The sequence below is a fragment of the Lawsonibacter celer genome (genome assembly GCF_014281125.1).
GTDB classification, from domain to species: domain Bacteria; phylum Bacillota; class Clostridia; order Oscillospirales; family Oscillospiraceae; genus Lawsonibacter_B; species Lawsonibacter_B celer.
Genome location: NZ_JACOEA010000005.1, coordinates 1 through 25,019, shown reverse-complemented (window position 1 = coordinate 25,019; position 25,019 = coordinate 1). Strand labels below are relative to the sequence as shown.

26 protein-coding genes are annotated in these 25,019 nt (G+C 60.9%); 20 read left to right on the top strand and 6 right to left on the bottom strand.

Annotated features, from left to right (window positions below; translation table 11 throughout):
* Positions 1 to 38 precede the first annotated feature (38 nt).
* Positions 39 to 926 (bottom strand): DegV family protein, encoded by an 888-nt coding sequence (locus H9Q75_RS09250; RefSeq protein ID WP_186566382.1) that lies wholly within the window; start codon positions 924 to 926, stop codon positions 39 to 41.
* A 207-nt stretch (positions 927 to 1,133) separates the two neighbouring features.
* Here H9Q75_RS09250 and H9Q75_RS09245 point away from each other — a divergent pair, with 207 nt between their 5' ends.
* The 7 genes from H9Q75_RS09245 (at position 1,134) to H9Q75_RS09215 (ending at position 6,094) form a co-directional block, all read left to right on the top strand.
* Entirely contained in the window at positions 1,134 to 2,321 is a 1,188-nt protein-coding gene (locus tag H9Q75_RS09245) for a nucleoside recognition domain-containing protein (protein WP_186566380.1), read from the top strand.
* A gap of 39 nt (positions 2,322 to 2,360) precedes the next feature.
* Positions 2,361 to 2,570 (top strand): hypothetical protein, encoded by a 210-nt coding sequence (locus tag H9Q75_RS09240; RefSeq protein WP_186566378.1) that lies wholly within the window; start codon positions 2,361 to 2,363, stop codon positions 2,568 to 2,570.
* Positions 2,571 to 2,604: 34 nt separating this feature from the next.
* A complete protein-coding gene (locus H9Q75_RS09235; RefSeq protein WP_186566376.1) occupies positions 2,605 to 2,883 on the top strand; it encodes a NifU family protein in 279 nt (92 codons plus the stop codon).
* Complete coding sequence (locus H9Q75_RS09230) at positions 2,873 to 3,136, top strand: hypothetical protein (protein WP_186566374.1); 264 nt, start codon at positions 2,873 to 2,875, stop codon at positions 3,134 to 3,136. The genes H9Q75_RS09235 and H9Q75_RS09230 overlap by 11 nt, the downstream gene beginning before the upstream one ends.
* Positions 3,137 to 3,243: 107 nt before the next feature.
* A complete protein-coding gene (locus H9Q75_RS09225) occupies positions 3,244 to 4,026 on the top strand; it encodes a TIGR04255 family protein (RefSeq protein WP_186566372.1) in 783 nt (260 codons plus the stop codon).
* A gap of 11 nt (positions 4,027 to 4,037) precedes the next feature.
* Entirely contained in the window at positions 4,038 to 4,538 is a 501-nt protein-coding gene (locus H9Q75_RS09220; RefSeq protein WP_186566370.1) for a GNAT family N-acetyltransferase, read from the top strand.
* Positions 4,539 to 4,660: 122 nt separating this feature from the next.
* Complete coding sequence (locus tag H9Q75_RS09215; RefSeq protein WP_243200777.1) at positions 4,661 to 6,094, top strand: nicotinate phosphoribosyltransferase; 1,434 nt, start codon at positions 4,661 to 4,663, stop codon at positions 6,092 to 6,094.
* A 48-nt stretch (positions 6,095 to 6,142) separates the two neighbouring features.
* Here the strand turns inward: H9Q75_RS09215 and H9Q75_RS09210 are convergent, their stop codons facing one another.
* A complete protein-coding gene (locus H9Q75_RS09210; RefSeq protein ID WP_186566366.1) occupies positions 6,143 to 7,045 on the bottom strand; it encodes a LysR family transcriptional regulator in 903 nt (300 codons plus the stop codon).
* Between the two features lie 135 nt (positions 7,046 to 7,180).
* Here H9Q75_RS09210 and H9Q75_RS09205 point away from each other — a divergent pair, with 135 nt between their 5' ends.
* Positions 7,181 to 7,792: a cytidylate kinase-like family protein gene (locus H9Q75_RS09205; protein ID WP_186566365.1), complete on the top strand. Its 612-nt coding sequence runs from the start codon at positions 7,181 to 7,183 to the stop codon at positions 7,790 to 7,792.
* Positions 7,793 to 7,810: 18 nt separating this feature from the next.
* Positions 7,811 to 9,172 (top strand): MATE family efflux transporter, encoded by a 1,362-nt coding sequence (locus H9Q75_RS09200; protein ID WP_186566363.1) that lies wholly within the window; start codon positions 7,811 to 7,813, stop codon positions 9,170 to 9,172.
* 26 nt (positions 9,173 to 9,198) lie between these two features.
* Here H9Q75_RS09200 and H9Q75_RS09195 read toward each other — a convergent pair whose 3' ends face one another.
* The 3 genes from H9Q75_RS09195 to H9Q75_RS09185 all read right to left on the bottom strand — a co-directional run bounded on the left by H9Q75_RS09195 (position 9,199) and on the right by H9Q75_RS09185 (position 12,090).
* Positions 9,199 to 10,227 carry a glycosyltransferase family 2 protein gene (locus H9Q75_RS09195; RefSeq protein WP_186566361.1) on the bottom strand — a complete coding sequence of 343 codons (1,029 nt, stop codon included), beginning with the start codon at positions 10,225 to 10,227 and terminating at the stop codon, positions 9,199 to 9,201.
* Between the two features lie 9 nt (positions 10,228 to 10,236).
* Entirely contained in the window at positions 10,237 to 11,412 is a 1,176-nt protein-coding gene (glf, locus tag H9Q75_RS09190) for a UDP-galactopyranose mutase (RefSeq protein WP_186566359.1), read from the bottom strand.
* Positions 11,413 to 11,517: 105 nt separating this feature from the next.
* Entirely contained in the window at positions 11,518 to 12,090 is a 573-nt protein-coding gene (locus tag H9Q75_RS09185) for an inorganic diphosphatase (protein ID WP_186566357.1), read from the bottom strand.
* Between the two features lie 134 nt (positions 12,091 to 12,224).
* Between H9Q75_RS09185 and H9Q75_RS09180 the strand changes: the two genes are divergently transcribed.
* Together H9Q75_RS09180 and H9Q75_RS12580 are read left to right on the top strand one after the other, a co-directional pair.
* Positions 12,225 to 12,617, top strand: a complete 393-nt coding sequence (locus H9Q75_RS09180) for a BlaI/MecI/CopY family transcriptional regulator (RefSeq protein ID WP_186566355.1) — start codon at positions 12,225 to 12,227, stop codon at positions 12,615 to 12,617.
* Positions 12,614 to 15,472: a M56 family metallopeptidase gene (locus H9Q75_RS12580; protein ID WP_207720816.1), complete on the top strand. Its 2,859-nt coding sequence runs from the start codon at positions 12,614 to 12,616 to the stop codon at positions 15,470 to 15,472. The genes H9Q75_RS09180 and H9Q75_RS12580 overlap by 4 nt, the downstream gene beginning before the upstream one ends.
* A 69-nt stretch (positions 15,473 to 15,541) precedes the next feature.
* On the opposite strand, the gene H9Q75_RS09170 is transcribed toward H9Q75_RS12580, so the two are convergent.
* Positions 15,542 to 15,745: an alpha/beta-type small acid-soluble spore protein gene (locus H9Q75_RS09170; protein WP_033119165.1), complete on the bottom strand. Its 204-nt coding sequence runs from the start codon at positions 15,743 to 15,745 to the stop codon at positions 15,542 to 15,544.
* A gap of 205 nt (positions 15,746 to 15,950) precedes the next feature.
* Here H9Q75_RS09170 and H9Q75_RS09165 point away from each other — a divergent pair, with 205 nt between their 5' ends.
* The 9 genes from H9Q75_RS09165 to H9Q75_RS09125 all read left to right on the top strand — a co-directional run.
* Positions 15,951 to 16,784, top strand: a complete 834-nt coding sequence (locus tag H9Q75_RS09165) for a fumarate hydratase (protein WP_186566353.1) — start codon at positions 15,951 to 15,953, stop codon at positions 16,782 to 16,784.
* A gap of 1 nt (position 16,785) precedes the next feature.
* Positions 16,786 to 17,349, top strand: coding sequence for a Fe-S-containing hydro-lyase (locus tag H9Q75_RS09160; RefSeq protein WP_186566351.1), 564 nt, complete (start codon positions 16,786 to 16,788; stop codon positions 17,347 to 17,349).
* Positions 17,350 to 17,708: 359 nt separating this feature from the next.
* On the top strand, positions 17,709 to 18,956 hold the full coding sequence (locus tag H9Q75_RS09155; RefSeq protein ID WP_186566349.1) for an amidohydrolase family protein: 1,248 nt from the start codon (positions 17,709 to 17,711) through the stop codon (positions 18,954 to 18,956).
* A 68-nt stretch (positions 18,957 to 19,024) separates the two neighbouring features.
* Positions 19,025 to 20,626, top strand: a complete 1,602-nt coding sequence (locus tag H9Q75_RS09150) for an ABC transporter substrate-binding protein (RefSeq protein WP_186566347.1) — start codon at positions 19,025 to 19,027, stop codon at positions 20,624 to 20,626.
* 114 nt (positions 20,627 to 20,740) lie between these two features.
* A complete protein-coding gene (locus H9Q75_RS09145; RefSeq protein ID WP_186566345.1) occupies positions 20,741 to 21,679 on the top strand; it encodes an ABC transporter permease in 939 nt (312 codons plus the stop codon).
* Positions 21,680 to 21,697: 18 nt separating this feature from the next.
* Positions 21,698 to 22,549: an ABC transporter permease gene (locus H9Q75_RS09140; RefSeq protein WP_186566343.1), complete on the top strand. Its 852-nt coding sequence runs from the start codon at positions 21,698 to 21,700 to the stop codon at positions 22,547 to 22,549.
* A 12-nt stretch (positions 22,550 to 22,561) separates the two neighbouring features.
* Positions 22,562 to 23,596 (top strand): ABC transporter ATP-binding protein, encoded by a 1,035-nt coding sequence (locus tag H9Q75_RS09135; protein WP_186566341.1) that lies wholly within the window; start codon positions 22,562 to 22,564, stop codon positions 23,594 to 23,596.
* The gene (locus H9Q75_RS09130; RefSeq protein WP_186566339.1) at positions 23,593 to 24,600 is read left to right on the top strand and encodes an ABC transporter ATP-binding protein; all 1,008 of its coding nucleotides are present in this window, start codon (positions 23,593 to 23,595) and stop codon (positions 24,598 to 24,600) included. The genes H9Q75_RS09135 and H9Q75_RS09130 overlap by 4 nt, the downstream gene beginning before the upstream one ends.
* 48 nt (positions 24,601 to 24,648) lie before the next feature.
* A partial coding sequence (locus H9Q75_RS09125) for a M14 family metallopeptidase (protein ID WP_186566337.1) occupies positions 24,649 to 25,019 on the top strand: 371 nt, incomplete at its 3' end.

Below are 25,019 nucleotides of genomic sequence, written 5' to 3'. Positions count from 1 at the left end.
AAAAGCTACGGGACGCATCCAGGTGCGTCCCGCAGCTTTTAATCTTCTAAGAACTGGATGCCTCCACCCAGCACACCGTCCCCGATGTATACGCTGAGGGTGGCGTCCAGCGCCCCCTCCCAACAGTGTCCGTAATCCGGGAAGGCTGCCCGCATCCGCGCAGAGAGCTCTGCCATCTCCTCCGGAGCGCCGCCGTTGGCCACGCCCAGATTGTAGCGCAGGGACTTACCCGCCCGCCGGCGCTCCTCCACCAGGCGCCGGAGCAGGTCGAGAATTTTGTCCTGCACCTGCCGGCGGCCGCGCACCTTGGCAATGCTCTGCAGCTGCCCGTCTTGGGCAAAGGTGATGATGGGCTTAATATTCAGCAGGCTTCCGGCCATGGCGGTCACCTTGCCGATCCGGCCGCCCTTATAGAGATACTCCAGGGTGTCCACGGAGAAAAATGGGTAGGTATTGCCGATCAGGTACGGCGTGCGCCGCTCCACCAGTTCGTTCCAGCCCGCCCCGGCCAGAATCTCCTCCCACAGCTGCAGCAGGATAATCCCAATGCCCAGAGACCCCGAATTGGAGTCAAACACCGCAACCTCCAGATCCTCCCTCTGCTCCCCCTGCAGGCGCACCATGTTATAGGTGCCCGACAGCCCAGAGGAGAGCATCACCGCAATTACCTTTTCATACCCGTCGGCCCTGATGCGGTCAAAGGTGTCGCTGACCACACCCCCTTCGGGCAGAGAGGTGCGGGGCAGTTCTCCGCCCCGCAGTCGTCTGTAAATGTCCTGGGCGAAGATGTCCTCCCCGTCGGAGTACTCCCCGTCCTCACAGATGATCTTCAGCGGCACCACATAGATTGCCTTGCCCTCCCGCATGGCGGGGGGCAGATCGGCGGTGGAGTCGGTCAAAAGGGCAATTCTCTCAGGATTCAGCAAAGCGATCCTCCTACTCTGCAGCAATGGCGCCGAAATGATTAGTCTGATTATAACGGATGCAAAATATTTCTGTCAAGGCCCGCTCCTCAGTTTGTCTCCATTATACCCCCCTGCGGCGGCGGGCACAAGTGCCGCAGGGAATTTTTCCCACCGGACAGGCAGATTTTTTTCTTGCGGTGCATACAGTCTGGAGACGGAGGTGAAACCATGTCCAAATTGCTCTCCAGACAGCGTGTGCGTGAGGTGCTGCTGAGTCTGGCCCTGCTGTGCGCCACGGCGGCGCTGCTGCTCTTCCCGCAACAGGCCATGACGGCGGCCAAGGATGGGCTGCTGCTGTGTTATAATGTCATCGTCCCCTCTCTTTTCCCCTTTTTCGTCCTCTCCTCCCTTGTGGTGGACTTGGGGCTAGCCGGCTATCTGGGCCGGGCCCTGGAGGGGGTGATGCGTCCGCTGTTCCGGGTCAGCGGGGCGTGTGCCTCCGCGCTCGCCCTTGGCTTTATCGGCGGCTATCCGGTGGGGGCCAAGACCGCCATCGGCCTGTATGAGAAGGGGATGTGCTCCAAGGTGGAGGCGGAGCGGCTGCTGGCCTTCTGCAACAACTCCGGCCCCGCCTTTATCCTGGGGGTCGTGGGCGCAGGCGTTTTCGCCAACAGCCGGGTGGGCGTGCTCCTCTGCCTGGCCCATGCCGCGGCCTCCGTGTGCGTGGGCGTCCTCTTCCGGTTCTACGGTCGGAAAACGGACACAGGCGCACGGACCCGAGCTCCCCATCCTCAGTTTCGGGCGGAGCACTTTTCCTCCATCTTTACCTCTGTGGTAAAAAACGCGTTTTTTTCCACGTTGAACATCTGCGCCTTTGTGGTCTTGTTTACGGTGGTCATCCGTCTGCTTTTCCTCTCCGGCTTTCTTCCGGGCGTAGCCCGGCTGCTGGGTCTGCTCTTTTCCCCCCTGGGGCTGACCCAGGAGTGGGCGGAGCGCCTGCTCACCGGCGCCATCGAAATCTCCTCCGGCGTGTGGACCCTGGCCGGAGAGGGCGCCCTGGCCGGGCGGCTGTCCATGGCCGCCTTTATGCTGGGCTGGGCCGGGCTGTCCGTCCACTGCCAGACCCTGTCCTTTTTGGGCGGCAGCGAGCTGTCTGCCCGCACCTACCTGGCGGGCAAGGTGCTGCATGGGGTGTTTTCCGCCCTGCTGGTGGGCGGGCTGGCCCGGCTGATCCCGCTGGACGCCCCGGTCTCCGACTATCTGGCCGAACAGGTGGCCGGCATCGCGGCCCTGGATTTTCACACCGCGCTCACCATCTCCACGGTATGCGCCTGGGTAGTCTTTCTGATCTTTCTGCTGGCCGCCGCCGCGTCCGTGCGGAAAGGCCTTGGCAAAGGGCGCCGGGGCGTGTTATAATAGAAATGAATCGGGTATTGACGAAAGAAGGCGTGCACCATGCTGTTCCAGAAGAATATTGAGCCCCGCTGCAGTTACTGCGCCCGGGGCGCACAGTTGGATCCGGATTCCATTCTCTGCCCCAAGCGGGGCGTGGTGTCTCCCGGCGGCAGCTGCCGCGCCTTCCGCTACGATCCGCTCAAGCGGATCCCTGCCGCTCCGGCAACGCCCGATTTCAGCCGTCTGAAGGACGAGGATTTCCGGCTGTAACCCACAAAAGAACCTGCGGTGAGGTGACCGAATCATGAAGGAAAAAGTGGAAGCGATTTTGGACGAACAGGTGCGCCCCTATCTGCGCTCCCATGGGGGCGATGTGCGCATCCGGGAGCTGCGGGACGGCGTGCTCTATGTGGAGCTGCTGGGCCAGTGCTCCCACTGCCCGTCCAATACCATCACTACCCAGAGCGTGATCCAGGAGGCCGTGTGTCAGGCCATCCCCGACGTCACCCAGGTGGTGCTGGAGGACACAGTGAGCGAGGAGCTGCTGGACATGGCCCGAAAGGTCCTCAACCATGAGCTGTGAGCGGATGGAGCGGGCGGTCAAGTACTGTGGCGGCTGCAATCCCCGTTTTGACCGGGTGGCCGCCGCCGCGTCCCTGGGGTTTGCCGGCGCCCCCTCCGCCCGGCCCGGCGTGCCCTGCGGCACGCTGCTGGTGGTCTGCGGCTGTACGGCCCGCTGTGCCGACCTGTCCGGCCTGGAGGCCGACCGGATCCTCCTGGTGAGCACCCCGGAGGAGGCGAAGCGCGCCCGGGCCGCTCAGAATAAAACGGTGTGACGCAGACGGTCCCGGCTCTGGCCGGGGACCGTCTTTTCTTTGACATTCGCCCTCCAAGGGGATACAATAGCATTTACCAAAGCTGTTTCCGGGAAGGAGTCTTTTCCATGCTGTTTGCGGAATATGAGCGCTGTCACTACCTCCGTCCACCGCTGGCGGAGGTTATCTGCCAGCTGCGTTTTCCCACCATTCTCTCCATCGGTGCAAAGGAGCCCGCGGACTTTCAGGAGGCGGTGCGGGCCGATTTTCCCCGCTATCTGGTCCGTCAGGAGCAGCAGCCACCCAAGCTGACCGCGGGCACGCCGCCCAAGGTGGAGCCCCAGAAGCCGGTGACCAACTATCACTTCATCTCCGCCGACGGCCGGTGGAAGCTCAACCTCACCCAGAGCTTCATCGCCCTGTCCACCCTGAGCTACCAGAGCTGGGAGGACTTCGCCGCCCGGCTGGACAAGCCCCTGGCCCGGTTTATCCAGCTCTATCAGCCCGCCTTTTTTGAGCGGATCGGCCTGCGGTACGTCAACGCCTTCTCCCGCCGGCGGCTGGGCATGGAGGGCCTGCTGTGGGACGACGTAATTGAGAGCCCCTTCCTGGGCATCCTGGGAGAGCCGGATGTGGATGAGACCGCGGTGCGCAAATGCGCCCTGCACGTGGAGAGCACACTGAACGGCGGCTGCCGTATGAAGCTGCAGACTGGCCCGGGCCTGCTGGGCGGCGGCAAGGCCGACCAGGAGGTCAAATTCATTTTGGACCAGGACTTCTCCTTCTCCGGCAGCCTCACCGCTGACTCAGTCCCCGGCCATCTGGAGGAGATGCACCGCTGGGCTGTGCGCCTTTTCCGGGGCGCTGTAACCCGGCAGACCCACGAGGCCATGGGCCCCGTGGACGAATGAGGAGCGACGCCATGCTGACAATACAAGCGGCGGTGCCGGAGGACCTGGACACCGTCTGGGCCCTGGTGCAGCGGGCGACCGCCCATATGAACACCCTGGGCAATCCTCAGTGGGGTGACGATTACCCCACCCGGCAGCTGTACGCCGGCGATATTGACCGGGGCGAGCTGGCCGCAGCCCGGCTGGACGGGGTCCTGGCCGGGGTGGCGTGTCTCAACCTGGAACAGGACCCCGCCTATGCGTCCCTGCCCTGGCGCACGGATCCCCGGGCTCTGGTGATTCACCGCATGGCGGTGGACCCCTGCTTCCAGAGCCGGGGAATTGCCCGCGCCCTGTTTCACCACGCGGAGGAGTACGCCCGCCGCCAGGGCCTGAGCGCCCTCCGGCTGGACACCTACTCAAAAAACGACCGGATGCAGCGACTGCTCCTGTCTCTGGGATTTCGGCTGGTAGGTCAGATGCGCACCCCTGACCGCCCTCTGCCCTTCCCCTGCTTTGAAAAAAGCCTGTAAAGGCTTGCTTTTTTGCCTGTTTTGGGCTATGATAGCAGCAATTCTACTGTCAAGACAGGTACCGCCGCGTTGCGGCGGTCGCCTGCCGCGAAAGGGTCGTGAACGATCAGATGAAAGAACGCATGAACTATACCCTCCTGTGCGATTTTTACGAGCTCACCATGGGCAACGGCTATTTCCAGACCGGAATTGCCGACCAGATCTGTTACTTTGACGTGTTCTTCCGCAACGTTCCGGACGGGGGCGGCTTTGCCATTGCCGCCGGCCTGGAGCAGGTCATCGACTATATCCAGCGCCTGCGCTTTGATGAGGAGGACATTCAGTATCTCCGCAGCAAGGGCTGCTTCTGCGAGGCGTTTCTTGATTACCTGAAGCAGTTCCGCTTTACCGGCGACATCTGGGCCGTACCCGAGGGCACTCCCATTTTCCCCGGGGAGCCTATCCTCACCGTCCGCGCCCCCGCCATTCAGGCCCAGTTTGTGGAGACTTTCATCCTGCTCTCCCTGAACCATCAGTCCCTGATCGCCACCAAGTCCAACCGCATCGTGCGCTCCGCCGCCGGGCGGCCGGTGAGTGAGTTTGGCTCCCGCCGGGCCCAGGGGGCGGACGGCGCCGTGCTGGGCGCCCGGGCCTCCTATATCGCCGGGTGCGCGGGCACTGCCTGCACCCTGGCCGACGAGCTGTACGGCTCCCCCGCCGGGGGCACCATGGCCCACTCCTGGGTGCAGATGTTTCCCGACGAGTACACTGCCTTCAAAACCTACTGCCAGCTCTATCCCCACTCCGCCACTCTGCTGGTGGACACCTATAATGTGCTCAAGTCCGGCGTGCCCAACGCCATCCGCGCCTTTAAGGAGGTCCTGCTCCCTCAGGGCATCACCAACTGCGCCATCCGCCTGGACAGCGGCGATTTAACCTATCTCTCCCGCAAGGCCCGGCAGATGCTGGACGCAGCCGGGCTGACCGAGTGCAAGATCGTGGCGTCCAACGCCCTGGACGAGTATATTATTCGGGACTTGATCCTCCAGGGGGCCAAAATCGATTCCTTCGGCGTGGGAGAGCGGCTGATTACCTCCAAGTCCGAGCCGGTGTTCGGCGGCGTGTATAAGCTTTCCGCCGTGGAGGACAGCCAGGGCAACATCATCCCCAAGATCAAGATCAGTGAGAACGCCGCCAAGATCACCAATCCCCATTTCAAAAAGGTCTACCGCCTGTTTGAAAACGCCACCGGCAAGGCGTTTGCCGACCTGATCTGCGTCCACGACGAGAAGATCGACTTCTCCCAGCCCCTGGAGCTCTTTGACCCGGACGCCACCTGGAAGCGCCAGGTCTTTACCAACTTTACCGCCAAGGAACTGCTGGTCCCCATTTTCCAGGGCGGCGAGCTGGTGTACCGCTCCCCCTCTATTACGGAAATGCGCTCCTACTGTGCGGCCCAGATCGACCTGCTGTGGGACGAGGTCAAGCGCTTTGAAAACCCGCACAACTACTACGTGGATCTGTCCCAGCGGCTCTGGGACATCAAGCAGCAGCTGCTCAAGCGCAGTGGAAGCTGACCAAACCTATAATAAAGAGCGCGGACGTTTCGAACGTCCGCGCTCTTTTCAGCTCTTGCGCCGGGCCGCCGCCCGCAGCCGCCTCTCCAGGGTCTGTGCCGCCCTGCCCAGGGGGCGGTTCTTATCGGTTACCAGGCAGATGGAGCGCTCCGGTATCGGCTCGGCCAGGGCGACGGCAAATACCTCACCCCGCTCCAGTGCCCCTGCGGCAAACCGCTCCGGCAGAAAGCCCAGCCCCAGATCGCTGCACACCAGCGGGAGAATCTGATCTGCGGTAGCCGCCTCAACATCTGGCTGAAGGGCCAGGCCGTGCCGCGCAAAGAGCTGCTGATAAAATTCATAGGTCTTGGTCTCCCGCCCCAGGCAGATCAGGGGGTAATCGGCCAGCTGTGCCAGCGCGATGGTCTCCCCGGCCAGAGACGCAAACCGCGGCCCGGCGATCAGAATCTCCCGGTAGTCCACCAGCCGCGCCTCCTCCAAAGGATGGCGCACCCCAGTGGGCGTCGTCACCACAGCCAGCTCCACCTGGCCGCTGCGCAGCGCGGCCACAGCCTGGGGGGTAGAGTGGTTGGAGATGCGGATCCTCACGCCTGGATAATCCAGCTGAAACCGGCGCAGCACCGGCAGCAGAAGCCCATGCAGTGCGGTCTCGCTGGCTCCCACGGTCACCACCCCGCCCCGCAGGTCCTTCCCGGCGGCAAGCTCCGCCTCCCCCTCCTGCAGCTGCTGCTGGGCGATGCACACATGGGAGTAGAGCCGTTCTCCCTCCGGAGTAAGGGCCACCCCCCGGTTTGAGCGGGAGAGCAGGCGGCAGCCCAATGCCTGCTCCAGTGCGTTCATGGCCCGGGTGACATTGGGCTGACTGCTCAGCATCGCCTCCGCCGCCCGGGTCAGGTTTCGGTATTTGGCCACATAGTAAAAACAGCGGTAATATTCATAATTTATATTCATGTCAATCACCTCTGTCATTATATATTGATATAATTGCAATATCAACTCTATATTTTTCTTTTTTAAGGGCAGGGCGTATACTGTGGTAGCCTGAAAGGATACGGTTGCTTTGGAATCAGAAAAGGGGAATTTGTTTTGAAGCCTTTTATTCTCTGTATTGGCCGTCAGTATGGAAGCGGCGGGCGTGAAGTCGGTGAGCGTGTGGCAGAGGCCCTGCGGGTTCCCTGCTACGATAAGCTGCTGCTTCAGCGCACAGCGCACGATTCCGGTCTCAGCGAGTCCCTGCTCGCGCGCTGTGAGGAGCGCCCCGCCTACTTCTCCGCCATGCTCTCCGGCAATTCTTTGGCCGATACTGCCGATATGTCCAACCTGTTCTACTCGGAAAGCCAGATGGTTTACAACGCTGAGGCTGCTGAAATTCGCCGTCTGGCACGGCAGGGCTCCTGCGTGATTGTGGGCCGCTGTGCCTCCGCCATCCTGGAGGATTATTCCGGTGTGCGCTCCGTCTTTCTCTATGCAGACGCGGCGGAACGCGTACGCCGTATTATGGACAGGAATCATCTGGATGAAGCGGCGGCCCGCCGCCGGATGCACAAAATAGACCATATGCGAAAATCCCGCTTCAACTTTTATTCCGATACCCATTGGGGCCTCCCCGAGAGCTATGACCTGATGCTCTCCAGCAGTCGCTGTGGCATTGAGGGCTGTGTGCAGATTATAACAGACAGCCTGAAGCACTTTTCTTAAAAAGGGGAGAAACCAGCCATGGAAAAAGATTTGACCATTGGGGAGCCCAGATCCGTCCTCTGGAAATTCTGCCTGCCCCTGTTCGGCAGCATTGTGTTTCAGCAGCTCTACAACATCGCCGACAGCCTGGTGGCGGGGAAATTCGTGGGAGAAAACGCCCTGGCTGCAGTGGGCAACAGCTACGAGATCACCCTGATCTTCATTGCCTTTGCCTTTGGATGCAACATCGGCTGCTCGGTCATTGTGTCCCAGCTGTTCGGCGCCCGGCGGATTGCAGACATGAAAACCGCCGTGTCCACCGCCCTGATCGCCAGCGGCGTGCTGTGTGCCGTCCTCATGGCCGGAGGGCTGTCCCTGGCTCCGCTCCTGCTGGAGGCCATCCACACTCCGGCCGAGATCCTCCCGGACTCCCTGCTCTACCTGAACATCTATATTTATGGCCTGCCCCTTGTGTTCTTCTATAATGTGGCAACTGGTATCTTCTCGGCCCTGGGCGATTCCCGGACTCCCTTTCTCTTCCTGGCCTGTTCCTCCACTTCCAACATCGCGGTGGACATCCTTTTTGTCACTGCCTTTGACATGGGGGTGGCCGGCGTAGCCTGGGCCACGTTCCTGTGCCAGGGCGTCAGCTGCGTACTGGCCATTTGGGCGGTGTTCCGGCGGCTGTCTCACATTCCCTCGGAGGCAAGCGCCCACGCCTTTTCCTGGCCCCTGCTCGGCAAGATTGCCGTCATTGCCGTCCCCAGTATTTTGCAGCAGAGCTTCATTTCGGTCGGCAACATTCTCATACAGGGCGTCATCAACAGCTTCGGCACCGGCGTTATGGCGGGCTATTCCGCCTCTGTAAAGCTCAACAACCTGGTGGTCACCTCCTTTACCACGCTGGGAAACGGCGTGTCCAACTACACTGCCCAGAACATCGGCGCCGGAAAGCTCCACCGCGTGCAGGAGGGCTTCCGGGCCGGTCTGAAGCTGGTCTGGACCCTTTGTATACCGCTGATCGCACTCTATTTCTTTGCTGGGAAATATCTGATCTACCTCTTTATGGACGCCCCCTCCGCCGCCGCGATCCATACGGGCGTCCTCTTCCTGCGCATCCTCTCCCCCTTCTACCTGGTGGTCTCAACCAAGCTGGTGGCCGACGGCATTCTCCGGGGCGCGGGTCTGATGGGGAAATTTATGGCCGCCACCTTCACCGATCTCGTTCTGCGGGTCGTGCTGGCCTACGCTCTGTCCGGCGCCCTTCAATCGTCCATCGGCATCTGGTGTGCCTGGCCCATTGGCTGGTGCGCGGCCACGGTTATTTCTCTGATCTGTTACCGGACCGGCCCGTGGCGCCGCGCGGCCCCGGAGGTCCAGGAAAAAACAGGGATGGCCTAACGCCACCCCTGTTTTTTCGTTTCGGGTCAATTGAACTTGTAAATTCGGCGGGCCAGCCGGTAGAGCTGGACCGACAGCTTGCGGCCCTGATAGCCCGGAATATTTCCCACCATGGAGACCGAGCGGTACTTGAGTTTGTGATAGAGCTCCGGATTTACGGTACGCAGATATTCCCACAGCTCCGTCTTCTGACCCAGGGCCTCCGGAGAGCCGTCAATGATCAGGAAGATGGAGGAGATGGTCATCATCATGGACAGATAGCTGATCATATAGCGGGCCAGCTTTTTGTTTTCCTGATAGACCGCGTTCAGGTCATGGCTGTCGATCATCAGCCGGGTCACCCGCACCTGTTGGGCCACCCGGGACACCATCACCCGCTCGTTGACGCTCTGGTCTGCCCGCCCGATAAAATAGCGATACAGGTCCAGATCCATATAATACATGCTTTTTACCCACGGCAGGGGCTGGTACACAAAGATGTTGTCCACATAGAAGGTGTGCTTAGGCAGCTCCAATCCGCACTCCCGCAGCAGCTGGGTACGGTAGATGACCGAGTGCATCAGCAGGTACTGGGAGGGGCGGAAGCGCCCAATCTCCGCCCAGGTAAAGACTCGCTCCTCCGGAAACACATTGGTATAGCGCATCACCTTCTGGGTGCCGTCCGCCACATGCTCATACACATAATTGGCCACCAGCAGGTCCACCGGCCGCTCCGCAGCGGAAAATTCCCGCAGCTTGTTCAGCACCCTGGCCAGAGCCGTCTCGTCCAGCCAGTCGTCGGAGTCCACGACCTTATAGTACAATCCGGCGGCGTGGCGCAGACCCTGGTTGACCCCCTCACCATGGCCGCCGTTTTCCTGGTGGATGACCCGCACGATCTCAGGGTATTCCGCGGCGTAGCGGTCGCAGATGGCGGGCGTGTCGTCCTTCGTGGACCCGTCGTCCACCAGAATAATTTCAATGTCCTCCCCGCCGGAGAGCAGCGTCCGGATACAGTGATCCATGTAGTCCGCGGAGTTGTAGCAGGGGACAGCAAAGGTGATGATCTTAGACATTGGGATTCCTCACTTCAGCAAATCGTCACACAGCGCCAGAGCCCTTGCGGCAATGGCGTCCATGTTATAGTACTTATATTCCGCCAGCCGGCCCAGCAGCTTCAGGCTGGGATAGGTCGCGGCCAGGGCGGCGTATCGTCGGTAGAGTGCGTTGTTCGCCTCGTTGATAATGGCGTAGTAGGGGATTTCGCCCGGCTGGCCCGTATAGGCCCGGGAGTATTCCTTCATAATGGTGGTCACCGGCTCTCGCAGCCGCTGTCCGGTCAGATGCTTGAACTCGGTGATGCGGGTGTAGTCCTCATCCATGGTGTAGTTCACCGTGCCGTGGGTCTGGAAGAACTGCCTGTCGTAGGACTCGAACCGGAAATCCAGGGTGCGGTACGGCAGGCGGCCATAGGCAAAGCCAAAGAGCTCGTCCACCGCGCCGGTGTAAATCACCGTTCCGGTGAAGGCCTCCCCGTCCAGGGTGATCTTCCCCCCGTCCAGCCTGAGCCGGGACAGGGCGTCCACCCCCAACTCCACGGTAATCCCGGGACAGTCCAGCATCCGTTCAAACAGCGCGGTATAGCCCTCCTGGGGCATCCCCTGCCAGGGATCCTGAAAATACCGGCAGTCCCGGGAGAGGAACACGGGCACCCGCGCGGTGGTGTTGGGGTCAATCTCCTCGGGCTTCTGCCCCCACTGCTTCATGGTATAGCGCACAAAGACGTGCTCATACACATACTCCGCCAGAGCGGCAATCGACCGGTCGGGGCTGGCGCGCAGCTCCAGAATGGTGACCTTCCGTTCCGCCCCATAGGCGTCGATGAGCTTTTTCTCCAGGGTGGCGGCCTGCTTCACACCGAAGGCCACCTCCAGGGAGACCAGGTTGAAGGGCACCGGCAGCAGAGTACGCCCCCCGCCCTCCACCGGGATATTGGCCACCACCTTGTGCTGGTAGTCCCGCCAGGCGGTGTACCGGGATAAGTAATCGTAGACCCGCTTGTCGCTGGTATGGAAAATATGGGGGCCGTATTGGTGGATCAGCACACCCCGCTCATCCAGGCAGTCATAGGCGTTGCCGCCCACATGGGTCCGCCGCTCCAGCAGGAGCACCCGCTTGTTTCCGCGCTGCGCCAGCTCCCGGGCCGTCACAGCCCCGGCCATGCCCGCGCCGATGACCAGGCAGTCATATGGGTGGTTCATATTCGGCCCCTCCCAGGAAGTGTTTTATTTCGGTTTTCAGTATATCATAACCCATATAGCCAAACAGTAAAAAATCAATTAAGTTTTTCTTAATCTCGCCCGTGCTCAGCGGTCAGAGGTCTGTCGGAACTCTCCGCTGTCCTTATCCTTTACAAAGCACTCCTCATAGTGCTCCATGGCCTGCCGGATGACCCGCACGGCGGCGGCGCGGCCGTTCACGTCCCCGGCCACCGTCTCTTTGCCCTCCAGGGCCTTGTATACGGCGAAGAAATGGGCCATCTCGTCAAAGATATGGGGAGGCAGGTCCATCAGGTCGTTGAAGGTGTTGTAAGTGGGGTCGGCAAAGGGAATGGCGATGATCTTCTCGTCGTTTTTGCCCCCGTCCAGCATGGAGATATACCCCACCGGATAGCAGCGCACTAGGGTCAAGGGATCCATCTCCTCCGAGCAGAGCACCAGCACGTCCAGCGGGTCCCCATCGTCGCCGTAGGTACGCGGAATAAATCCGTAATTGGCCGGATAGTGGGTGGAGGTATGAAGCACCCGGTCCAGGATAATCAGACCAGTCTCCTTATCCAGTTCGTATTTTTTCTTGCTCCCCTTGGGAATTTCAATGACCGCCACAAAGTCCTCGGGGGTAATGCGCTTTGGACTGATGTCATGCCAGATGTTGGACATCCTGCGTCTCTCCTTCTCGTGTAGCTTGTCTCAATTATATCCGTTCCCGTAAGAAATTACAACAAGAGTCTTGACAAATTAAACCTACAGTTGTATGTTTATATTAAGACATACATCTGTAGGAGTTGATGGATATGGACCACCTTACCCGTCTGCCTGAGGCCGAGCTGACGGTGATGCGGGCTGTATGGCGGCTGACCGCCCCCGCCTCCACCGGGGCCATCCGGGGAGAGTTGGAGCGTTCCCGTCCCTGGAACCTATCCGCTGTACAGACCCTGTTGACCCGCCTGACCGACCGGGGCTTTCTCTCCGCCGGGAAGGAGGGGAGGCAGCGGACCTATACCCCGCTGGTGGCCGAGCGGGACTATCTGGCCTTTGAAAACCGCCCCTTCCTGGCCGGGCGGCGGGGGGCGCTGCCCGGCCTGGTGGCCTCTCTTTACGAGACCCACTCCATCAGCAAAGACGATCTGGAGGAGCTACGGGCTTTTCTGGACACGGCCATTGACGGGAAGGAGGCGTCCCCATGAGCATCCTGGAAACGCTGCTGAGCCATGTGGCGGAGATCACGCTGGCCCTGTCCGCGGTGATCTCCGCGCTGCTGGCCCTGCGCCCTCTGCTGGCGCGCCGCTACCGCTCCAAGCTGTATTACTGGGCCTGGCTGCTGGTGGCGGTGCGGCTGGCCATCCCCTTTAACCCCAGCCTGCCCGATCCGCTGGTGCAGGTGCAGACCCCGGCAGTAACGGTCTACCAGGTGGAGCCCACCCGCGCCCAGCCGGGCACGCCCCGTTACCGGGCCCTGACTGAGGCGGGCTATCAGGCGGAGGTACAGGAGGAGGCCGCCCGGGCCGAGGCGCCGGTGACCCAGGTTCAGGCCCACTACACCCCTGTGCTGGAGCTGCCGCAGCTGCTGGCCCTGCTCTGGCTGGCAGGCGGATCGGTATTCCTCCTCTGGAGCCTGGCCGTCTACGCCCGTTTCCGCCTGCGGATGCGCCGCTGGCGCGCTCCGGAGGAGCAGCCGGCCGTACAGGCGCAGTTCGAAGCCCTCCGGCGGGAGCTGGGAGTCCGGCGCCTGACCCTGCAGCGGTGCCCCGCCGTGACCTCCCCCCTGGTCACCGGCTTTGTCCGCCCCGCCCTTCTGCTCCCCGCCGGGGACTTTTCCCCGGCGGACCTGGACGCCGTCTTCCGCCATGAGCTGGTCCATGCCCGCCGGCATGACCTGTGGTATAAGCTGCTACTCCTCCTGGCCCGCAGCGTCCACTGGTTCAACCCCTTGGTCCACCTGATGGCCCGCCAGGCCGCCCGGGATCTGGAACTCTCCTGCGACGAGGCGGTGGTGGCCGGGCGGGACGCCGCTTTCCGTGAGCAGTATGGCAGGGCCATCCTCTCTGCCGTAGAGCGGGGCTGCCGCCAAGGTGCGCCCCTGACCTCCTATTTTTACGGCGGCCGGAAGGCCATGCTGGAGCGGCTGCGCGCCATTGTGGGCCGGGGCGGCAAAAGGCGCGGCCTGATCCTTTTGTGCGCGGTGGCACTTGTGGTGGCTGCTCTGGCCGCCGCCTGCTCGGTGGGCAGTTCTTCCGGTGAGGACCCCAATCCCTCTGACGGCATCTCTACAAAAAGCGGCTCCCTGCCGGGCTATGACGGCCCGGTGGCCTGGGCCCTGGGCCATTACACGGTAGAGCTGGACTGGGAGCACAGCGCCGACGGACAGGGCGGCCGACTCACCTTCTACCTGGTGCGGGATGAAAACGGCGAAACCACCCGCATCCCTTTCCAGCGTCTGCCGGAGGACTATGGCCCCGACCTGCGCTATCCCTATCCCAGCTCGGTGGCGGCCCGGCCCTTCTCCGGTGTACTGGGGCAGGAGGGCTTTGTGCTCACCTACGCTCTGGGATCGGAGTCGGTCCCCACGGAATACTACACGCTGGACGGGGACGGCGCTTTCCAGCTGCTGCTCTCCTGCGACGGGCAGGTCTGGGAGCTGGACCTGGACAACGACGGGGACGCAGAGCTCCTGGAATGCCCCTATGGCGCGGACGGCGAGGCCCGCGTCTATGACTGGATCAGCGTCGGCGGTCTGAGTCTGGAGCAGGGCGGACCCGGCCAGGTGGCCGTGGCCGACGTCAACCACGCTGCCGCGCGCAAGCTGGGCTTTATTCAAGGCGGCGTCGGTCTGGAATACCTGCCCCCGGAGGGCGGCTCCAAGCCGGGGGATCCCATGGGCTTCCGCTGCTTTGCCCAGCTAAACGACATGGGTACCCCCGCCGGAAACGCAGTGCCGACGGACAGGACGCTCTCCCTGTCCTGGGATGAGCTCAACGGCTTCCAAGCCCCGGTCTCCTCGTTTACCGCCGACCAAAGCCCCCTCTGGCCCGCCGACCCGGACGGCATGGACCGGGACAGCGGCACCCTCTGGTGGAACGACGCGGATGGCCAGGGCTACGGTGTGGACTTTTCCCTCCACATCCCGGCTGACGTCAGCGTCCATGAGCTGGGCTCCGGCTGCCACGAATACTGGACCGCGGATCCTGTGGGCGACCTGGTGCTGCTGGACGACTTCTCCCTGCTGGACAGCTCCACCGACCACGGCCTAACCGACTATCTGGGGGACGGCGTGTTTGTGCGCACCGGCATGGGCTGGTACGACGGCTCTCTGGACGCCCAGTTTGGGAACAGCGATACTTACCGCGCCTGGTATTACCCCCTGGCCGACGGAGTGCACTGCCTGCGCCTGCGCTGGACGGAGGCCGACCTGGAGACGGCGGAGCGGATCCGCGCCACCCTGGTTCTCTCCAACGACGGGCCCATCCAGCGCACCTATTATGACTATGAGAAGCCTACGGCGGAGATGTTCGGCCTGACGGACGAGTACGCCGCCATCTTTGACTATCTGGTGGACCAGCGCTGGGAGAGCTGCCAGGCAGACCACACTCTCTATTTCCCCCGCATGGTCTGCTACGGCACCTATACCAAGGCCGGGCGGGATGTGTACGTGTGCTGGGTGGCGGAGAATTTCTATTACGATCTGACTTTGGAAAACCGCACGGTCACCCCCGGCTGGGGCGGCAGCCTGATGGCCTTTAGCATCGGCTACGGCGGCCCGGGTATTCCCTATGACGCCCCCATGGTGGACGCTGTGGAGGCGGGGCAGGACGGCGAGGGAAGTGCGCAGTCTGTCCGGAACCTGTGCGGCCCGCTGACTGATCTGGCCGACGCTTATCTGGGCGTCTCCGGCGCCCTGCTGCCGGCACCTGTCTGGAACGAGATGGCCTCCGAGCCGGAGCTGCTGCGCGCCTATGTGGCGGCCACCGGCGCGCCCATCGACAGCGTGGCGATTTACGGCACTGACCTTGTCCCCCTGGAGGACTACTGGGAGGGATGGTAACGCTTGAAAAAGCGCGGGGCGGAGGAAAAATCCTCCGCCCCGCGTGTTTTTCTGCTTTGTGGGCAGAATTTACTTCATGCCGTTCTCGTAGGCCTCAATCATCTTCTTGACCATCTGGCCGCCCACGGAGCCGGCCTCACGGCTGGTCAGGTCGCCGTTGTAGCCCTGCTTCAGGTTGACGCCCACTTCCTGAGCGGCCTCCATCTTGAACTTATTCAGAGCCTCACGGGCGCTGGGGACAACAGGCTGGTTAGAGTTGTTAGAACTAGACATAATGTGCATCTCCTTCTCGCTTCAATGTTTTGTTGGATTGAGAATCCGAACATAGCTTTGCCACAGCCGTTTTTTCTATGCGCTTTTGTCCTTTGTTAATTCATGGCGGAATTGACAGCGCGCCGGAGTCACCTTATAATAATAAATTGAATTGTTGATTGCGCGGCAAATGTCGTTTTGTTTCAGAAAGGAGGAGGCAAGACTGATGAGAGAGCTTGCTTCTGAGGCGATTACTCAGGCGGTGGCCCGTATGTGCGTTCAGGCAAATACCCGCCTGCCCGAGGATGTGAAATCCTGTATCCGCCAGGCCCGCAGGGCGGAGGACGGGGCGGTGGCCCAGGAGATTCTGGACCGCATCATCGAGAATTTTTCCATTGGCGGAGATACGCCCATCTGCCAGGACACCGGTATGGCGTGTGTCTTTCTGGAGATCGGGCAGGAGGTGCATATCAGCGGCGACCTGGCCCAGGCGGTCAACGAAGGCGTCCGCCTGGGCTACACCGAGGGCTATCTGCGTAAATCCGTGGTGCGCGACCCCCTGGATCGGGTCAACACCGGGGACAATACCCCAGCCATGCTCTACATCGACCTGGTCCCCGGCGACCAAGTGAAGATCACCGTGGCCCCCAAGGGCTTCGGCAGCGAAAATATGAGCCGCATCGCCATGCTCAAGCCCTCCGACGGGCTGGCCGGGGTGAAGCGTTTTATTCTGGAGACTGTGGAGCTGGCCGGGCCCAATCCGTGCCCGCCTATTGTGGTGGGCGTGGGTGTCGGCGGCACCTTTGACAAATGTGCCCTGCTGGCCAAGCGGGCCCTGCTGCGGGACATGGGCGTGCCCAGCGACAATCCCTTCTACGCCGACCTGGAGCGGGAGCTGCTGGAGCAGATCAACGCCTCCGGTATCGGTCCCCAGGGCTTCGGCGGCCGGACCACCGCCCTGGCGGTCCATATTGAGACCCTGCCCACCCATATCGCCGGTCTGCCCTGTGCGGTTAATATCAACTGCCACGTGGCTCGGCATGTAACGGAGGTGCTGTAACATGGCAAAACACATCACCGCTCCCCTGACCAAAGAGGCGGCCGCCCAGCTGCGCGCCGGGGAGAGCGTACTGCTCAGCGGCACCGTGTATACCGCCCGGGATGCCGCCCATAAGCGGTTTTGCGAGCTCGTGGCTGCGGGCAAGCCGCTGCCTTTCCCCATTGAGGGGTCGGTCATCTACTATGTGGGGCCCTCCCCGGCCCGGCCCGGCCAGCCCATCGGCTCCGCCGGCCCCACCACCAGCTACCGGATGGACGCCTACGCCCCCACCCTGCTGGACCTGGGTGAGCTGGGCATGATCGGCAAGGGCAAGCGGGGACCGGCGGTCATTGAGGCCATGAAGCGCAACGGTGCGGTCTACTTCGGCGCCATCGGCGGGGCAGGCGCTCTGCTCAGCCGGTGTGTGAAATCGGCCGAATTGGTATGCTATGAGGACCTGGGCGCCGAGGCGGTGCGCAGGCTCGTGGTGCAAGATCTGCCCCTTACGGTTGTCATCGACAGCCAGGGCGGCAACCTCTATGAGACCGGTCGGGCCGCCTATCTGGCGCAGCGGGACTGCGTGTAGCGCCTCCTTTTTTCAGTTGAAACTACCAGCAATAGCCTCCGGGGATGGATGCCTTTGGCGTCCTTCTCCGGAGGCTTTCTTTTTACTTTTGTACCGCAAAGTGCAGATATTTCAACGCTTTGCGGGCCCACGCAGGATTTGGCCCGCATTCTTTCCTCCCTCTTTTGAAATACCTCATCTCAAAAATTTCATTTTGGTCCATGTTTTTTCGCTGCACACATTGACAAAAAAAAAAAAAACAGAGTATAATCCAGAAATATCAGCAGGCGACGGGGCCAAGTAAATATTGGTTTCCGTCTTCTTTTTATTTGTTTTTGCAAGCTATTTTACATTATCTTGCAAGAAAGATGGTGATTTTTATGGAGCACTGCAAGGCGATCTTTCCGAAAAAGCTGTATGACGGCACCGCTTCTCCTGCCGTGGAGCGGGTGGCTGTCATCCTGCAGGGTTCTCAGATCGTGGACATTCTCCCCGCCGACGCTGCCGAGCGGATCGAAGCCTATCACCCGGAGAGAATTGACGCGGGCGACAAGTATATGATCCCCGGACTGATCGACGTACATACCCATCTGATGATGGAAGGCCAGGGCCCGCTGGCGGAGGAGACCCTTTCCCGCATGAGCCTGGGCGAGGTGCATCTGCTGGGGCTGCAAAACGCCCTCAAGGCGCTGCGCGCGGGCGTGACTACACTGCGTGACTGCGGCTCTGTGGGCGGCGTCTCCCGGAATGTCAAGCGCTTTATTCAGAAAGGGCGTATTCTGGGGCCGGATATTATGATCTGCGGCATGGCGGTGACCAGCACCGGAGGCCACTGCAACTACATGGGCGGAGAGGCCGACGGTGTGGACGCCATCCGCCATCTGATCCGCCAGCAGCAGAAGGACGGAATTGACTTTGTCAAGCTGATGGCCACCGCCGGAGGCACCATCGGCGTGGCCCGGGGCAATACCTTCCAGCCGGAGGAGTACCAGGCCGCTGTGGACGAGGCCCACCGCCTGGGCCTGAAGATCTCCATGCACGTGTGCACCTATGACGGGGTCAAGGCCGTGGTCGACACCGGGCTGGACGGCATGGAGCACTGCATGTTCTACAACGACAACGAGGAGCCCCGCCGGGATGTGGAGCTGGCGGAAAAGCTGGCTCGAAACAAGGTACAGATGTGCCACACCCTCTCTGCCCTGGGCGCCACCCTGGTTATGCTGGACCACAAGCCCAGAGAGGAGTGGACCGCCTTTGACCACAGCGAGTACAAGCGCATCAGCGAGGGGCAGCGCAAGCTCTATGAGACCATGCGTTTCCAGTATGAGTGCGGCTGTGAGCTGGTGGCCGGCAGCGACTCCGGCTGGCGCTACTGCGACTTCTCCATCGGCCTGGCCGTGGCCTTGAAGCTGATGGAGAAGGCCGGCATTCCTCTGCCCGAGATCCTCGTCTCCGCCACCAGCCGTCCGGCAAAGTACCTGTGTGTGGACGACCGGGTGGGCGTCATCCGCAAGGGGATGCAGGCCGACCTGGTGCTGCTGGACGAGGACCCCATGATCACCGCCGACGCTTACGGGCGGGTCAGCCAGGTCTACAAAGCCGGTCGGCTGGTGGACCAGCTTATTTAAGTTGACCCACAGCCTGAGGGCTGATCGGATCATAAAAACAAGATATTCATTTTTAAGGAGGAGAATCAGTGAAAAGACGTACTACGAAAGCGCTGTCTCTGCTGCTCGCCAGCGCGTCCATTCTGGCCCTGCTGGCTGGCTGCGGCGGTGGCGGCGGTACGGCAGAGAACAGCAATTCCCCCGCGCCGTCCGACTCTTCCGCTCCCAGCGGCGAGACCACCTATGCCGACACCATCGTCATCGGCGACAACACCGAGCCCAAGAACCTGGACCCCGACCAGTCCTGGGGTGCGGCAGAGGCCCGCTTCAGTTGCTTTGTCTATGAGGGTCTGGTCCGCGAGGATGCGGATGGCAACATCATCCCTCTTCTGGCCACTGACTGGAAGATCAGCGAGGACGGCACCGTCTATACCTTTAATCTGAAGCCCGACGTAAAGTTTTCCGATGGCACCCCCGTCACCGGCGAGGACTGGATCTGGTCTCTGGAACGCGCCCGGGATAACCCAGAGTCCAACTCCCGCACCGTGGCCTCCAACATTGTGTCTATCGAGGCGCCCGACGATGCCACCCTGGTCATCACCCTGGACAGCCCCGTGGCCTCCTTCCTCGCCAACTGCTGCAAGTGGAATATGGTGGTCAAGTCTAAAGCCCACTATGAAGCTGTCGGCGCTGAGGGTTTCCTGACTCAGCCCATGGGCACCGGACCCTACGCCGTGACCGAGTGGAAGAAGGGTGAGTACATTCAGTGCGTGGCCAATGAGTATTACCATGTGGAGGGCCAGCCCTATACCAAGAACCTGACCTACAAGATTATCACAGACGACAATACCCGCCTGCTGCAGCTGCAGTCCGGCGACATCGACATTATGGGCATGGTTCCCGTGAACATGATGGCCCAGATTGACTCCGATCCCAACCTGACCGCCGCCGCCTACACCGGCAGCCAGATCCGCTTCCTGGTCATCAACTGCGCCGATGAGGTCACCGGTAAAAAGGAGGTCCGCCAGGCCCTGGACTATGCCACCGATAAGCAGGCCATTGTGGACATGGTGGCCAACGGCTACGGCAAGCCCGTCTCCACCTATGTCTCTAACATCCACGGCGACCTGCACAACTCTGAGCTGGCCGACCGCGGTCCCGACATTGAAAAGGCCAAGGAGCTGCTTACCCAGGCCGGCTATCCCGATGGTCTGACCCTGAAGATCAACATCACCAGCGGTAACACCATCTACGAGAACATCGCTACCGTGCTCCAGTCCCAGTGGGCCGCGGCCGGCATCAGTCTGGAGATCGAGCCTCTGGAGTCCGGCACGCTGGTAGAGTCCCTGGGTGCCGGTAACTATCAGCTGACCATCCTCCAGTGGACCGATTCCACTCCTGACCCTTCCGACATCTCCGCCTATGAGTGCCGCTACTCCGACTCTTTCCAGTGGTACTCCGGTGTACAGGACCAGGAGATCGAGGATGCCTATATGGCCACCATCTCCGAGACCGACCCCGCCAAGCGGGCCGAGCTGTTCTGGACTCTGCAGGAGCTGGTGTATGAGCGCACCAACATTGTCCCGCTATTCCAGGCCGATTGGGCTTATGGCTACAGCTCCAAAATCGAGGGGATCAGCGTAACCCCGTTTAACAAGATCAACGTGGCCGAGCTGAAAAAAGCCAACTAATTGCCCACTTCAGACCGATACTTTCGAAAGGGGGAGGAGTCCAGCTCCTCCCCCTTCTGTTAAATATATGCGAACCGGCATGCCTCCACACTATTTTGGAAAAGGTGCACAGATATGGCTAGATTGACTTACATCCTAAAACGCATATTACAGATGATACCGGTGCTGTTTGTGGTCATTGTCCTGATCTTTGTTATGATCCGTCTCATCCCGGGTGATCCCGCCCGCCTGATGCTGGGTGAAACAGCGGTGGAGGCGGATGTGGAGGCCCTTCGGGAGGCTATGGGCCTGAATGAACCGTATACCACGCAGTTCGCCATCTTCTTTAAAAATCTGCTTCATTTTGACTTCGGCAACTCCCTTCTCTACAAGACCTCCTGCATCGACCTGGTAAAGGAGCGGCTGCCCCTGACCGTCTCCCTGACAGTGGTGGCCACCCTCTTTTCTCTGCTCATCAGTATTCCCCTGGGCTTTGTGGCCGGTCTCCACAAGGATAAGGCTTCGGATCAGGCCATCCGAATCAGCGCCCTTGCGGCCATCTCCATGCCCACCTTCTGGGTCGGTCTGTTGCTAATGATTGCCTTTTCCGTAAAAATACGCATCTTCCCTGCCGGAGGCTGGGGCACCACACCGCTGGAGCACCTCCAGGGCCTGATCCTCCCGGGAATCGCCCAGGCACTGATGACCGCCGCCCTGCTGATGCGCAACCTTCGCAACTCCGTGGTGGACATCAGCCGGATGGACTATGTGGATTTCGCCGTCAGCAAGGGTGTCTCCACCCGCCGGGTGCGCTCGGCCTATATCATGAAAAACTCCCTGATCTCCACCATCACGTTGCTCTCCACCCGCATCACCTATATGCTTGGCGGCAGCGTGGTCATCGAAACCGTCTTTTCTCTGCCCGGCTGTGGCAAGCTTCTGGTGGATGCCATTTTCGCCAGAGATTACGCAATGGTGCAGTGTATGGTGTTCATCTTTGCCTTAATCGTGCTCTTGGTCAGTTTGATTACCGATATTATTTATTCCTTTATTGACCCCCGCATCACGCTGTAGGAAGGAGGCACAGAGAGTATGAAAAACAAGCGCTCCCGCCGTCTGAGCGGCGGGCTGAAGGCCGCCTTCTCCAATCGCTCCTTCGTGATCGGCTTTGTCATTACAGCCATCGTAGTCGTAGTTGCCCTGTTTCCCCAGGTATTCGCCACCCACGATCCCAACGCCCTCTCCCCCACCGAGGTGCTGGCGGGCCCCTCCTCCGCCCATTTCTTCGGCACGGACAACTACGGCCGCGACGTGTTCTCCCGCTGTATCTGGGCCACCCGAATGGACCTGCAGATCGGTTTGATCTCGGCCAGCATCCCTCTGGTGGTGGGTTCCATCATCGGCCTGCTGGCTGGCTTCTACGGCGGCATTGTAGACACCCTGTTCATGCGCCTGCTGGACGTGGTGATGGCCTTTCCCTTCACGGTGCTGGTCATCGCTATTATGGCAATCCTGGGACAGGGGATTCAAAACATGTACATCGCCATCTGGATCATCGGCTGGGTGGCCTTTGCCAAGTTGGTCCGGGCTGAGGTGTTAGTGGTCAAAAATTCCGAATATGTGATGGCCGCCCGCATCATGGGCTTTTCCGACCGGCGCATCCTGCTGCGGCACATCTTGCCCAACACCATCAGCTCCGCCATCGTTTACTTTACCAGCTATATCGTCATCTGTATGCTCACCGGCGCATCCCTGAGCTTTTTGGGCCTGGGCGTGCAGCCCCCTACCTCTGAGTGGGGCTCTCTGATGAACATGGGCCGTGGCTATATCAACAACGCGCCCTGGATGACCATTTTCCCCGGTCTGTTCCTGGCGATCACGGGCGTCGGCCTCAGCCTCATCGGCGACGGCATGACCGACTTCCTGCGCACCAAGGGCCGGTAAGGAGGCGACAAGATGAATACTCCATTATTGGAAGTCAAGGATCTGCAGACCTACTTTTTTTCCAAACATGAAACCGTCAAGGCCGTGGACGGCGTCAGCTTTACTGTCAATGAGCAGGAGACCTTCGGCCTGGTGGGTGAGTCCGGCTGCGGCAAGAGCATGACCTGCCGCTCCATTCTGGGATTGGTGAAAAGCCCCGGCCGGGTGGTGGGCGGCGAGATTCTTTACAAGGGCGACGACCTGCTGCACAAGAGCAAGCGCGAGATGCAGGCTATCCGCGGCAGGGAGATTGGCATGATCTTTCAGGAGCCTATGACCGCCCTCAACCCCCTGCTGAAGGTAAAGGATCAGATCATCGACGCGCTGGACAAAAGTATTTACAACACCGCTGAAAAGCGCTATAATCATGCATTAGAGATGCTCAAGCTGGTGGGTATCCCCTCCCCAGAGAGCCGGCTGGAGGAATACCCCCACCAGTTTTCCGGCGGCATGCGTCAAAGGGTGATGATCGCCATTGCCCTTTGCTCCGGCCTGAAGCTGCTGCTGGCGGACGAGCCCACCACCGCCCTGGACGTGACCATTCAGGATCAGGTGATGAAGCTCATTAACCGCCTGCGGGACCAGCTGAAAATGAGCGTCATTCTCATCACCCACGACCTGGGTGTGGTCGCCCAGATGTGCGACCGGGTGGCCGTCATGTATGCCGGCCAGATCGTGGAGATGACGGACACCCGCACCCTGTTCCATATGCCCCGCCACCCCTATACTTATGCGCTAATGAGCTCCCTTCCCGGCGCCGCCGGCAGTAGCCAGAAGCGTCTGCCCACTATTGAGGGCGCGCCTCCCAACCTGGCCAACCTGCCGGAGGGTTGTCCTTTTGCGCCCCGTTGCCGTTTTGCCCAAGACATCTGCCGAAAGGAAAAGCCAGAGCTGCTGCCCTACGAGGGCGACGTCGCTCATCTGGTCCGTTGTCACATTCGGGACGGGCGCACCCAATTTGTGGGTGCCACGGCAAAAGGCAAACAGGAAGGGGGCGCGGAGCAATGAGCACTCCGGAACGGAAATGTCTGCTGGAGCTGGAGGGGATCAGCAAATGGTTTCCCCGCAAGCGGACCGTCAAGGACGCCGTGCAGCACGCCGAGCGCCAGTATGTCAAGGCGGTCAGCGATGTGAGCCTGCAGATCTACGAGGGGGAGAACCTGGGTCTCGTGGGCGAATCCGGTTGCGGCAAGTCCACCCTGGCCCGCACCATCATGCGCCTTTATGATCCCACTGCCGGACAGATCATTCTGGACGGCAGGGATATTACCAGGCTCAAGGGCAACGCCCTGCGGCAGGAGCGCATCAAGATGCAGATGGTCTTTCAGGACCCCTATTCCTCCCTGAATCCCCGTATGACTGTGTACGAAATGCTGGAGGAGCCCCTAAAGGTGTATCACTTCGTGCCCAAGGACGAGATCCCCCAGGAGGTGGACCGACTTCTTCGTATCTCCGGCCTGAGTCCCGAGATCGCCAATCGCTTCCCCGGCGAGTTTTCCGGTGGCCAGCGGCAGCGTCTGGGTATTGCCCGGGCCCTGGCTCTGCGCCCCCGCTTCATCATTGCCGACGAGCCAGTCTCCGCCCTGGACGTATCCATTCAGGCGCAGATTCTCAACCTGCTGGCCGACCTACAGGAAGAGTTAAATCTGACCGTGCTCTTTATCTCCCACGATCTGCAGGTGGTGCGCCATATCAGCGACCGGGTCATCGTGATGTATCTGGGCGCCATTGTGGAAAGCGGTAAAACCGAGGATGTGTTTGACCGTCCCCACCACCCCTATACCGATGTATTGATGAAGGCGGCCCCCTCTCTGGACGTAGACGCCCGCACCAAGGAATACGCCATTGAGGGAGATCCACCCAGCCCCATCAGCATTCCATCCGGCTGCAAGTTCCATCCCCGCTGCACCCGCTGTCAGGAGCGGTGCCGCACGGAGCAGCCGGCGCTGACCACCCTGCCGGACGGCCGGCAGATCGCGTGTCATTTCCCGCTGAATACAGATTCCCCCTGAGGCTTGGTCCCAGGTTGGAATTTGAATAAAGAAAGGAAGCAGATTACAATGGCGAATGATAAGACTAAAGTTCTGTCCGTGGGCGAACTGAGCGCCTCCGCGGGCTCCAAGGTGCAGGGCTACCTGGAGGTAGAGGGTACGCCTGTAAAGATGCCGATTACGCTGATCAACGGCGTGAACGAGGGGAAGACGGTGGTGATCACGGGCGGGACCCACGGCGGGGAGTATCCCGGCGTGGAGGCGTCGATCCGGCTGGCCAAGACCCTGCAGCCGGCGGAGGTGAGCGGGCAGCTGATCATCGTGCACCCTGTGAACGTGCCCGCGTTCCAGGCCAAGCTGCAGTACGTGGGCCCCTATGACGGCAAGAACCTGAACCGGGAGTACCCGGGCCTGGCCACGGGCACGGTGACCCAGCGCAT